The organism is Kitasatospora sp. NPDC001664 (genome assembly GCF_053596675.1).
In genome coordinates this window covers 181,216-193,460 of sequence record NZ_JBSFGS010000007.1, presented here as the reverse complement: position 1 = coordinate 193,460, position 12,245 = coordinate 181,216, and the positions used below count along the sequence as shown (strand labels likewise).

Below are 12,245 nucleotides of genomic sequence, written 5' to 3'. Positions count from 1 at the left end.
TGGCCTCCGGGCTGCCGGTGGTGGCACCCGGTGTGGACGAGGTTCCCGCCCATGGGGCTGAGGAGCCGGGCATTTCCCGGAGTTGAGCATCGATCAGCACCTCACCACGCCGACCGCGCACGGCACGGCACAACTGCCACGACCTACCTCGCCGCCATCGTCATCCGGTCAACAGGGTGACTCCCCAGGCTGCCCAGACCCATCCGTCGTCGAGGTGGACAGTCCAGCGATCTCCTGCCCGTCCGCTCCCCACCGGCCGCTCCTCCGACCGGGTGCGGGCCGCCCTCGGGGACCAGGTGGGGACCCGGCTCGCCGGAACCCTGGAGGTCGACGAACTCGCGGTGGCGCCGCACGCCCGGGGGCGGGGCCTCGCGGGTCGCCTCCTCAACCTGCTGTGCGAGGGCCAGGACGCGTGCTGGTTGCTGACCTCGCCGAACGCCCGTAGCGTCGTCCGGCTCTACGAACGCCACGGCTGGCAGCGCCTGCCCGCCGGCCCGGACGTCGTGGTGTTCACCCGCCCCGGGACGGCGTGGGCCGGGGCCCCGGCCATCAGCCGGCCGGGGCCCCGGGGTCGGAGGGGGAGGGGGCTGAGGCGGGGTCAGCCCAGCGGGGTGATGCGGCGCAGGGTGAGGGCTCCGGCGGCCTCGGCTCCGCCGGAGGCGTTGATGGCGGAGTCGGGCCTGGGCGGCGCGTGGCGGACGAAGATGCCGGCCGGGCGGCCGCCGAACAGCAGCGGGGCCAGGACCAGTTCGCGTTCGGCGGTGGCGGTTCCGGGCAGGGTGAGCCGGGCGGGGGCCTCGCGGCGCTGCAGGACGTGGACCTCGCCCGGCCGGGCCAGCCGGCGGCGCAGCTCCGCCTCCCAGGCGGCGTCGGAGTGGACCAGGCCGAAGGCGATGTCCTTGCCCCCGTAAGCGGCGGTGGGCTTGCAGACCAGCAGGGGCCGCGCGGCCAGCGCCCAGTCCAGGGTGGTGGCGTCCAGCACCCTGGTCTCCGGGACGTGCTTGCGGACCAACTCCCGTTCCTCCGGCGTGAGGAGAGCCGTGAAGCGGGGGTCGAAGAGCAGCGCCAGATTGGCCTTGTTGTCGTAGAGGGCGGCGGCGGGCGAGCCGATGAAGTCGACCTTCCCGGCGGCGTCCAGCTCCATCAGCCGCCGGGTGAGCGCGGGCGGCACGAAGCGCCGGGTCTCGTCCCAGGTGTAGCCGGTGAAGATCGCGTGCACCCGCTCGCCGCCGAAGGCGACGCCCTCGTCGGAGAGTTCGAGGTCGTGGATCAAGCCGGAGCTGATCCGGTACCCGGCCGAGCGGATCATGTCGGCGAAGAAGCGGCGCCCACCGAGCGCGTCGGCCGGGTCGGCCGCCGCCTCGAAGACGTGCAGCGGACCTTCGCCGGTGCCGCGCAGCAACGAGCCGAACACCTCCAGCCAGATCCGCGAGGTGTCGGTGCCGTGCAGCCGCAGGCCCTGGGCCGCCAGGTGGCGGGCGAAGCCGGAGTCGGCGGCCGCCGCCGTGTAGGGGGCGCAGGTGCTCAGACCGCCGAGCGAGACGGCCACGTTGAGTTCGACGAGCTTGAGGCCGTTCTCGGTGACCACCAGATCGGGCCGCATGAAGGCGGTGGCCACCTTGGCAAGGTGCGGGTGGTCCAGCGCCTCGGCGATCAACTCGGCGTCGGCGCTGGGCAGTCGGAGGTACTCGAGCCAGGCGGTGCGGTCCCCGCCGAACGCCCGCTCGGGGAAGCCGGTGATCAGCTCGGCCAGCCGCAGCCCGGTGGTCTCGACCGCCGTGACGGCTTCGCCGGTGAGGATCTGGGGCGGGTAGGTGTGCACCCAGCCGGGCCGGTGCAGCCGCTCGGCGAAGGCGGCGCCGTCGGCCTCGGACGCGCCGGTGGCCGCGTACTGCTTCCAGCCGGCCACCGCCCGCTGGTCCAGTCCCTCCCAGGCCACCAGCTGTGCCGACCCCGGCCAGAAGGCGGTCACTTGAGCTTCCCGGCTTCGCGCAGCACCGCCAGCAGGGTGTTGACCGCCTCGGAGGACTTGTCCTCCCCGGTGGCCCGCTTGTGGTAGCTCAGGCCGCCCGGGTTCACCATGTTGACCTCGATGACGTACGGGTAGGCGAGGTCGATGCCGGAGTAGAAGATGCCCAGCTCCGTCATCCGGCGGCCCAGGCGGCGGACGAACGCCTCCTCCTCGGTGGTGAGTTCGAGCGGGGAGAAGCGCGCGCCGAGGGTGGCGTTGGAGCGGTGGTCGTGCTCGGGGTGGTGACGGTTGAAGCCGGCGACGGGCTGGTCGCCGATGACGATGACGCGCTTCTCGTTCTCCCGGACGTTCGGGATGTACTCCTGGACGGCGGTGTGGCGCTTGGCCATGCCGATGATGTCGCGGCCGTAACGGCCGTACCGGGAGGCCGCGTTGCCGGTCGCGGAGGAGAGCACGGCGGAGCGGTTGCGGTCGGTGCGGTTGACCACGTAGACGTCGGCGCCGCAGCCGTCGCTGGTGGGCTTGACCACCCAGGAGCGCTCGCCGTCGGAGTCGACCAGGCCGTTGAGGAAGTCGAAGTCGTTGGTGACGTAGCTGACCGGGAGGTGCTCGGGCGGCACGATCGCATTGAGGTTGATCTTGGTGTTGAGGTAGAACAGCGCGCTGGCGTCGTTGACGAACGGCACCCGCTGGTTGAGCAGCCAGAGCAGACGGAAGGAGTCGTCGCCGGACTCGGGGTGGGTGCCGGTGAGCACCCAGACCAGGTCGAACTCCTCGGCGGAGGCGTAGGTCCTGGTGAGGGCGGGGAACTCACCCCCGGCCGCGAACTCCTCGGTGAGCCGCACCCGGTCGACCACGACCACGTTCTCGTGCACGTTGAGGGTGTCGATGTCGCCGATGTGCACCTCGTGGCCCTCGCGGTGCAGCGCGCTCGGGATGATCGAGTGGTTGTTGAGCTCGACGGTGGACGCCTCGGACACCAGGATCAGGATCTTGTAGGACACGGGGGCACGGGCCTCTCTGTACGGATGCGGGTGCGGGTACGGATGCGGGTGCGGGTGCTCGGAAAGCGGTCTGACGGATGATCAGGCGCGGGCGCCGGCCACGGCCTTGGCGGTGAGGGTGCGGACGGCGCAGTCCAGGCGCGCCTCCAGCTCCTCCCGGGTGTCGGCGACCGCCAGCACGAAGCCGTGCCGGTCACCGGACTTGAGGATCGGGGCGGGCAGCTGGCCGACCGGGACGGTGATGTGCACCTCCGTCACGCCCGGCAGCGAGGCGACCAGTTCGGTGCTGGTCTCGGGCATCGGCAGGGTGCCGTCGAAGGTGACGTAGCGGATGCCGGCCACCCTGGGGCGCTCGCGGCCGGCGGGCAGCGGCAGCCCGAAGACGGCGGCCATCGCCAGGGCGAACACGTCCTCACCCAGGGCGAGTTGCTGCATGTCGCTGATCCGGTCACCGCCGGGGCGGCCGTGCGACTCGACCAGCCGCGGGCCGTCGCCGGTCAGGATCACCTCGGTGTGCGAGGGGCCGTAGCGGTAGCCGGTGGCGTCCAGGGTGGCCCGGACCAGCGCGGAGACGGCTGCCGTCTCCGCCTCCGGGAGGCGGACCGGGAGGGTGTGGCCGGTCTCCACGAACTGCGGGGCTCCGGTGGTCCGCTTCTCGGTGACGGCGACGATCCGGTGGCGTCCGGCCACACTGACCGCCTCCACGCTGAACTCGGGGCCGCTCAGGTACTCCTCCACCAGGTAGGGGCCGGAGTCCCGAGCCTCGCGCAGGAAGCAGGTCGCGTCCTCGCGGTCCGTCAGCAGCCGCACGCCCGCGCTGCCGGTGCCGTCCACCGGCTTGACCACACAGGGCAGGCCGATCCGCTCGATCGCGGCGGTCAGCTCGGCCTGGGTGCGCCCGAGCGCGTGGGCCACCGGCTTGCCGGCCCGGTCGCCGACCAGGGCGCGCAGCCGGGCCTTGTCCTTGAACGCGGCCAGCGCCTCGGGCGGGTTGCCCGTCCAACCCAGCTCCCGGTTGACCTCGGCACAGACGCTCGAGCCGAGCTCGCCGAAGCCGAAGCAGCTGACCGGACCGGTGAAGCCGAACTCCCGCAGCCGCGCGACCAGTTCGGTCGTGTCGGTGGTCCAGGGGGTCTCGATGACCGGCCAGTCGGTGGCGGGCGGCGCCGGCTGGGTGGGGTCGGCCACCACCACCACGGCCAGGCCGAGGGACTCGGCGGCGGTGACCACCGTGTCACGGGGGCCGAGCAGCACGGCGGTGGGCAGGGTCTCGGGCATCGTCCCGGAGCCTTTCGGTAGGAGGAGGGCGGTGGCCGCGGCCAGGGCCGCCACCGAGCTGACGACGAGCCAGGTCCCGGTGCCCTCGCCCAGGGTCTGCAGCAGCAGGCCGCCACCGCCGGCGCCGAGCAGACTGCCCAGGGCTCCGGCTCCGCTCATCGCGCCGAGGGCGAGCCCGGTGCGGCGGGCCGAGACGGCCTTGACCGCCTGCTCGTCCAGGCTGGGCGAGACCAGCATCTCGGCCAGGGTGACCGGCAGGACGAAGACCAGCAGCGCGGCCCAGCCGCCGAGCGGGACGAACACCAGGTAGGCGGCGGCGAAGGAGAGGAAGCCGAGCACCAGCAGGGTGCGGGAGGAGACCCGGCCGAAGACGTGCCGCAGCAGGCCGTACTGGAAGAGCACGCAGAGCACGCCGTTGACGGTGAAGACGACGGTGATGGCGGCGGGGCTGCCGGTGAGGCGTTCGGCGGTGATCGGCAGCACCACGTTGAGCTGGCTGTAGAGCGCCCAGTAGGCGGTGCCGACCAGCAGCAGCGGTACCCACTGGCGGCGCCGGGCCCGGGCCCCGGCGGGCGACTCCGGGGCCTCGGCGCTCTCCACCGCCCGGGCCGGGCCGCCGCCCCGCCGCACCGGCTGCTGGTCACGGGCCGTCAGGTACAGGCCCAGCAGCAGGTGCGAGGTGATGCAGGCGGCCAGGATCCAGCCGAAGCCGAGCGGGTAGACCGCCGCGCCGAGCGCCGGGCCCGCCACCACGCCGACGTTGACGAAGGTGGAGCGCAGCGCCAGCATCTCGCGCGGGGCCTCGCCCGCCTCGCGGACCAGCCTGGTCTTGATCGACAGGCCGAGCAGCGAGCCGCCGACGCCGACCGCGACGATCCCGGCCAGCAGGGCGGGCAGCACCGTCCGGCCGTCCGGGCCCGAGGGTCCGACCAGCCCGAGGCCGAGCAGCAGGTACCCGGCGATCCGCAGGGTGAAGCCGGCGCCGAGCACCGTCCGCGGCCGGAGCCGGTCCACCACCGCTCCGCTGACCAGGGAGAAGCCCTGGCTGCTGAAGGACAGCAGGCCGACCAGGAAGCCGACCTGACCGGTCGGCAGACCCTGGGCGGACAGCCGGACGGCCAGCAGCGGGAGGAACATGAAGGTGGTCAGCCCGGTCAGCAGGACCGTCAGCAGCAGGGCCCGACCGGTCGCGGAGGTGCGGCGCCAGGTGGTCACGGGGTGGTCACCTCCGGGGCGGTCCCGTCGGTCGCCGCCTCGGCGTCCGCCGGCTCGACCAGGTTGGCCATCAGCCAGGCCTCGGTCTCCAGCACCCGCTGCTCGACCTCGGCGAGGTCGGCGCCGCGGACGATGGCGAAGCACAGGTGCGAGGTGCTGTTGGCGGGCTTGGCGCCGGGGGCGAGCGCCGCGTTCACCTCGTAGTGGTCGATCCACTCGAAGGGCGGGCGGGGCGGGGCGCCGACCGGGCGGCCCTGCGGGACCACCGAGACCGAGCCGCGCACGGACTCCGGCGCCTCGGCCGGGGCGGGCGGCACCGGCAGGCCGACCGACTGGCGCAGCCAGGTGCGGTGCAGGTCCACCCCGTAGGTGGCGCGGGTGAGCTGGGGAATGCGGTTGCCGCCGACCCGGGAGGCGATCTCGCAGAGCACCAGCCGGTCGTCTGGGGTGTGGAAGACCTCGAGGTGGTAGGCGCTTGCCTCGGGCGTCTCGAAGGCGTCCAGCACCTGGTCGAGGAACTCCTCCAGCCGGGCGGCGAACTTCTCCTCCGGGTGCAGCTGCAGCGAGCCGTTGTTCTCCCCGGCGAGCACGCCCAGGCAGCTGCGCAGGTAGCGGGAGGAGGCGACGAAGCGGTAGCCGGGCGCGATGACCGCGTCCACGTGGTACATCGGGCCGTCGACGAACTGCTCCACCATCAGGTCGTCGCGCCAGTGCCGCCGGGTGAACTCGACCAGCTCGTCGTCGCCGTGCAGGGTGACGATGTCCCGCGAGCCGCCCTGCTTCACCGGCTTGACCACCACCGGGTAGCCGGTCTCCGCGACGAAGCCGGTGAGGTCGGTGACGGTCTCCAGCCGGGCGTAGCGGGCCACCGGCACGGTCTTCTCCGCGACGCGCTTCATCACCTCCTTGTCGCGGAAGGAGAGCGCGCTGGCCGGGGACTGGCCCGGGATGCCCAGGTCGCGGCGGATCCGGGCGGTGCGCTCCAGGTCGTACTCGTTGTCGGTGATCACGTGGGTGAACGGCGCGTCCTCGGCGGAGCGACGGATCATCAGCTCCGGGTACGGGACGAACTCGCAGTCCGGGACGTACTCGTAGTGGGCGAAGCCCTCGGTGCCGGCCAGCTCGTGGTGGCTGTAGACGTGCAGCGCGCCGGCCACCTCGGGGAGCATGGCGGCGTAGTCGCTCTTCGGGCCGTAGTTGATGACGGCGATCTTGGTCATGGTGTGCGGGCCTCTCGGCATGAGGGTCTGTCAGGTGCGTCAGGTGGTCCTGGGGGACCGGGAAGGCGCTTTCAGCGCGCGGCGGCCGCGGCACCGGCCGGCACGTAGGGCGGCAGGTCGTCGTGGACCTCGTACGGGCGGCGGGCCCAGTCCATCGCGCTCCACGGGCCGGTCAGCTCGGCCAGGTCCCCGATCACGGTCGGCGCGTACCGCGGGTCCTGCTCGACCGGCCCCTCGGGCGGGAACACCTTCTCCACGTACCGGTGGCCGGGGTCGGGCGCCAGGAAGACGACCGGGGCGCCGTCCGGCGAGCGCTCGCGCAGGTACTTGGAGACCTGCCAGCCCGCGCCGGAGGAGAGCCCGGCGAACACCCCGGTGGTGGAGAGCAGGTCCCGGCAGCCGGCCGCCGCGACGTCGAAGTTCAGCCAGTGGATCTCGTCGTAGGCGTCGTGGTGGACGTTCCCGAAGCGGATGCCGCTGCCGATGCCCGCGATGATGAAGCCGTCCAGCGGTATCGCCTCCGCGCCGAACGAGCGGCTGCCGAAGGGCTGGATGCCGACCATCCGGAAGTCGGCCACCGCACCGCGCAGGAAGCCGCTCATGGAGGTGGTGGAGGCGCCGGTGCCGACCCCGCCGACCAGCGTGAGCGCGGCCGAGCCGAGCTCCTTGACCAGCGTGGCGGCCACCCGCTCGTAGCCGACGAAGTGCACGTCGTCGTGGTACTGCTGCATCCAGTAGGCGTCCGGGTGCTCCTCCATGTACGCGTGCACCAGCCGGACCCGGCTCTCCTGGTCGTGCTGGAGGCCGCCGTCCCCGCCGGAGGCCACCTGGGTCCAGGTGGCACCGAGGTACTTCAGCTGGGTGCGGATCGCGGCGTCCACCGCGACCGAGGCGAAGACGTGCGCCTTGAGGCCCAGCTCCCGGCAGACCAGCGCCAGCGCGTGGCCGTAGATGCCGCTGGAACTGTCGACCAGGGTCTGCCCCGGCCGGATCACGCCCCGGTCCAGCAGGTCCTTGACCGCGGCGTAGACGGAGGTGACCTTCATGACTTCGAAGCGCAGGACGAAGATGCCGTTGCCCAGGTCGATGAGGTCCGGCTCGGACAGCTTCTCTGCGAAGGACTTGTACACCGTTTCCCTTCCCGTCAGCTCGGCTTGCTCCAGCTCGGCCCCCGCTCCCCCGCCGCCCGCCCCGCAGGTGGTGCGGGAACGGCGTCCGGAGCCGGTGCCATGGGGAGGTTGGTTCCGCCCGGTACCGGCGCCTTCCCGTTCCGTTCCCGGAGCGGGCCGGGAGCGGGACGGGAAAGCGGCGCGGATGCTCTGCTGCCATGACGACTCATCAGCCCTTCGTGCTCGCCGCCGGACCGGCCCTGCCCGAGACCACCGAGCGCGTCCCCGCCACGGTGCTGAGCCGGGCCGAGCGCCACTCCGACCGTCCCGCCGTCATCTGCGGTGACCGGACCCTCAGCTACCGCGCCCTGGCGCTCGCCGCCCGGGCCACCGCCGCCGCGATCGAGGCGCACCCGGCCGGCCCGGCCAGCCGCCGGATCGGCGTACGGGCCTCCCGCAGCGAGCTCACCGTCGCCCAGGTGCTCGGCACCTGGCTGAGCGGACGCTCCGCCGTGCTGGTCAACCCGCAGGCCCCGGAGCAGGCCCTGGCCCACATCCGCTCCTCCACCGGTCTGCTGCTGACCGCCGACCCCGACGCCGACGCCCTGCTGCACCACCCGCTCCCGGCGGGCACCCCGCTCCCCGAGCCCACCCCGGCCCAGGAGGCCTACGTCCTCCACACCTCCGGCTCGACCGGCCGCCCCAAGGGCGTCTCGGTCTCCCACCCCAACCTGACCGCCTCCAACTCGGCCCGTCTGACGGCCTACCAGGAGTTCGGCACCCCGGTCTTCCTGCTGCTCTCGCCCTTCCACTTCGACTCCTCGGTGGCCGGGGTCTGGGGCACCCTGGCGGCCGGCGGCACGCTGGTGGTGGCGGACGAGCAGGAGCGGCGGGACCCGGGTGCCCTGCTCGGGCGGATCGCCCGGCACGGCGTCACCCACCTGCTCACGGTGCCCGGCTTCCACGCCGAGCTGCTCGCCTCCTGGGCCCAGCACCCGGACGCCGCCGAGCTGTTGGCCACCCTCCGGGTGCTGGTCAGCGCGGGCGAGGCACTGCCGCAGTCGGTGATCGAGCAGCACTTCGCCCTGCTGCCGGGGGTGGCGCTGGCCAACGAGTACGGCCCCACCGAGTGCACCGTCTGGTCCACCTACCGGATCTACCGCCGCCCGGCCCGCTCCACCATCGGCTTCCCGATCCCCGGCACCGAGCTGCACCTGCTGGACGACCAGCTCCGGCCGGTCGGCCCCGGCGAGACCGGCCAGATCGCCGTCTCCGGCCCCGGCGTGGCCTTCGGCTACGTCGGCGACCGCCGCCGCACCGCCGAGGTCTTCGTCGAACTGGCCGCCCCCTGCGGGCGGGTGAGCCGCGCCTACCTCACCGGCGACCTGGGCCGCTGGACGGACGAGGAGGGCCTGGAGTTCCTCGGCCGGGTGGACAACGAGGTGAAGGTCCGCGGCGTGCGGATCACCATCGAGGCCGTCGAGGATGCCCTCGCCGCCCACCCGGGCGTCCAGGCGGTCGCCGTCGCCCACGACGCCGCCACCTCCACCCTGGCCGCCTTCGTGGTGCCGCTGCCCGGCAGCGCCCCCGACGCCGCGTCGGTGCGCCGCACCGGCGAGCTCGCCCTCGGACCGGCCGGGATCCCCGACCGGGTGCGGTTCGTGACGGTCCTTCCGCGCACCGCCCACGACAAGGTGGACCGGGCCGCGCTGCTCGCCGACCTCGCGGCGGAGGGCGCGGCGGCCGCGGACGGGAACGGGGCGCAGCCCGACGGCCTGGCCGGGCAGGTCGCCCGGGTCTGGGCCGAACTGCTGGGCACCGGCGTGACCCGGGACTGCCCGCAGACCTTCTTCGAGCTCGGCGGCAACTCGCTCACCGTCCTGCGGCTCACCCGCGCTCTCGGCAAGCTCGCCGGCCACCCGGTCGGCGTCGCCGACGTGTACCGCTGCGCCACCCTCGACCAGCAGGTCGAGCTGCTCTCCCGGGTCTGACACCGCACCGCCGCCCGGGCGCCCACCTCCCCTTCCGCGCTACCGATGGGCCAGACGTGACGTCAACCACCTCCCCCACCCGCGCCGTTCGGCGGATCACCCCCGACACCACCCCCGAGGCCACCCCCGACACCACCCCCGAGGCCACCGCCGATGCCACTGCCGAGGCCGGCGCCCCGGCCGTGCTCTGCTTCCCGCACGCCGGAGGCTCCGCCTCCTTCTTCCGGCCCTGGCAGTCCCTCTTCGAGGGCGCCCGGGTGCACGCCGTCCAGTACCCGGGCCGCGAGGACCGGATCGCCGACCCGGCCCCGGCCGCCCTCACCGAGCTGGCCGAGCAGATCGCCGCCGAGGTGCTGGCCGGCCCGGTCCGCTACTCGGTGCTCTTCGGCCACAGCATGGGCGCCTACCTGGCCTTCGAGGTCACCCGGCGGCTGGAGTCGGCCGGCGTCCCGGTGCCGCTGCTGGTGGTCTCCTCGGCCGCCGCCCCCGGGCTGCGCCCGCCGGTGCCGTTCAGCTCCACCGAGGACGTGCTCGCCTACCTGGAGGGCTACGAGCCGCTCAGCCCGGAGATCCGCGAGGACGCCGAACTGCTGGAGCTGCTGCTCGGCTACATCAAGGAGGACCTGCGGCTGGTCGCCCACTACCGCGAGCACGTCGGCCGCACCGTCCGCGCCCGGGTCGTCGCCGTCTCCGGCCGGGACGACGTGCCCGGCATCCGGGCCGGCCAGTCCGCGTGGCGCGAGCACACCTCCGGCCGCTTCTCCACCGTCACCGCCGAGGGCGGCCACTTCTACCTGCGCACCGCTCCCCCGGTCGCCCTGCTCGCGGGCGCACTCGGCGTGGCGGCCCGGGAAAGCGCCTTCCCGCGCGTGTCCTCAACCGCCTCCCCCGCCTCCTCGGGCTGCCCGATGGGCTTCGGGCCCGCCGCAATCGGACCGGCCGCGCTCGCACCGGCCACGGTGGGACCGGACGCACTCACCGACGGCCTGACCTACCGTCAGGGCAACCCGTACGACACCTGGGCCCGGATGCGCGAGCAGGAGCCGGTGCGCTGGCACGAGCCCGGCCTCTTCCCCGGCTTCTGGTCGCTCACCCGGTACGAGGACGTCCGCGAGGTGCTCCGCGACGCGGAGACCTTCAGCTCCGCCTCCGGCATCCTGCTCCGCCCGCTGGCACAGGGCCAGGACCCGGGCAGCGGCCGCACCCTGGCCCTCTCCGATCCGCCCCGCCACTCCCTGCTGCGCGGCGCCATCGCCGACCGCTTCGCCCCGCGCCACCTGCGCACGCTGGGCGGCTTCCTGGACGTCTCGGCCAGGGCCGCCGTCGGCGCGGCGCTCGCCGCCGGGCAGGCCGACTTCGTCACCGAGGTCGCCGCCCGCGTCCCGCTGGACGTGGTCTGCGCCTTCCTCGACATCCCGGACGAGGACCGGCCCTCGATCGTCACCTGGTCCACCGACGCGTTCTGCGCCGGCAGCGCCGAGGAGCGCAGCCTCGCCCACCTCCAGATCCTCGACTACTTCACCGACCTGGTGGAGCAGCGCCGGGCCGAGCCCGGTGACGACCTGGTCAGCACGCTGGCCACGCTCCGGCTGGACGGCGAACTGCTGCCCCTGGAGGACGTGGTGCTCAACTGCGACAACCTGCTGGTCGGCGGCACCGAGAACGTCCGGCTGGCGATGTCCGGCGGGATGCTCGCCCTGTTGGAGCACCCCGAGCAGTGGGCCGCGCTGCGCGCCGACTTCGACGCCCTCGCACCGGCCGCCGTGGAGGAGATCCTGCGCTGGACCTCCAGCGCCACCCACCTGCTGCGCCGGGCCACCCGGGACGTCCTCGTCGGCGGGCAGACCGTCCGAGCCGGCGAGCTGGTGGTCTGCTGGCTCACCTCCGCGGCCCGGGACGGGGCGCAGTTCGACTCCCCCGACACCTTCGACCTGCGGCGCACCCCGAACCGCCACCTGGCGCTCGGCGCCGGTCCGCACTACTGCGTCGGCACCCAGCTGGCCAAGCTGGAGATCCTGGCGGTGCTGCGCGAGTTCTGCGCCCAGGTGGAGTCGGTCGAACTGGCCGGGGAGCCCGAGTACCTGGACTCCATCGTGGTCAACGGCCTGCGCCGCCTGCCGCTGCGGCTGAGCTGATCCCACGACCTGACGTCGTGCCGACCGCGACCTGACCGGACCTGACAGAGCGTCGGCGGGGCTGATGACAGGGCCCCGGGCCCGGCGGATCGTGGAGACCGAAGCGTTCCTGACGACGACGGCCTGGCGGTCGGCTCCCCTACTGGCACGGGGAGCACCCGCCAGGCCGTCGGCGTTCACGGACCGGCTGCGGCCCGGCAGCCGTCCGCCCGCGCCGCCCATCCCCCTCCGCCGGGCCTCCGGACGCGCACACCCGCACCTTGCACGAACTCCCGCATCTTCGCAGGTCAGGGGCGTCTTAACGGAGGTGAAAACCGTCAT

Annotated in this window: 7 protein-coding genes and 1 pseudogene; 3 read left to right on the top strand and 5 right to left on the bottom strand. The window is 73.6% G+C overall.

Translation table 11 applies throughout. From position 1 onward, the window contains the following. Positions 1–176: 176 nt before the first annotated feature. Positions 177–467: pseudogene (locus ACWCYY_RS12680) on the top strand (GNAT family N-acetyltransferase); the annotation flags it as partial. Positions 468–598: 131 nt separating this feature from the next. On the opposite strand, the gene ACWCYY_RS12675 reads toward ACWCYY_RS12680, so the two are convergent. The 5 genes from ACWCYY_RS12675 to ACWCYY_RS12655 all read right to left on the bottom strand — a co-directional run bounded on the left by ACWCYY_RS12675 (position 599) and on the right by ACWCYY_RS12655 (position 7,819). Then, on the bottom strand, positions 599–1,972 hold the full coding sequence (locus ACWCYY_RS12675) for a hypothetical protein (RefSeq protein WP_449795999.1): 1,374 nt from the start codon (positions 1,970–1,972) through the stop codon (positions 599–601). Continuing rightward, the gene (locus ACWCYY_RS12670; protein ID WP_345280081.1) at positions 1,969–2,976 is read right to left on the bottom strand and encodes an ATP-grasp domain-containing protein; all 1,008 of its coding nucleotides are present in this window, start codon (positions 2,974–2,976) and stop codon (positions 1,969–1,971) included. Before ACWCYY_RS12670 ends, ACWCYY_RS12675 begins: the two co-directional genes overlap by 4 nt. 81 nt (positions 2,977–3,057) lie before the next feature. Next, positions 3,058–5,469: an MFS transporter gene (locus ACWCYY_RS12665; RefSeq protein ID WP_449795998.1), complete on the bottom strand. Its 2,412-nt coding sequence runs from the start codon at positions 5,467–5,469 to the stop codon at positions 3,058–3,060. Next, on the bottom strand, positions 5,466–6,689 hold the full coding sequence (locus tag ACWCYY_RS12660; RefSeq protein ID WP_449795997.1) for an ATP-grasp domain-containing protein: 1,224 nt from the start codon (positions 6,687–6,689) through the stop codon (positions 5,466–5,468). The genes ACWCYY_RS12665 and ACWCYY_RS12660 overlap by 4 nt, the downstream gene beginning before the upstream one ends. 71 nt (positions 6,690–6,760) lie before the next feature. Further along, on the bottom strand, positions 6,761–7,819 hold the full coding sequence (locus ACWCYY_RS12655) for a pyridoxal-phosphate dependent enzyme (protein ID WP_345280075.1): 1,059 nt from the start codon (positions 7,817–7,819) through the stop codon (positions 6,761–6,763). Between the two features lie 197 nt (positions 7,820–8,016). On the opposite strand from ACWCYY_RS12655, the gene ACWCYY_RS12650 reads away from it, so the two are divergent. Both ACWCYY_RS12650 and ACWCYY_RS12645 read left to right on the top strand, forming a co-directional pair. Continuing rightward, complete coding sequence (locus tag ACWCYY_RS12650; protein WP_449795996.1) at positions 8,017–9,789, top strand: non-ribosomal peptide synthetase; 1,773 nt, start codon at positions 8,017–8,019, stop codon at positions 9,787–9,789. Positions 9,790–9,845: 56 nt separating this feature from the next. Beyond that, entirely contained in the window at positions 9,846–11,924 is a 2,079-nt protein-coding gene (locus tag ACWCYY_RS12645; RefSeq protein WP_449795995.1) for a cytochrome P450, read from the top strand. Positions 11,925–12,245 lie beyond the last annotated feature (321 nt).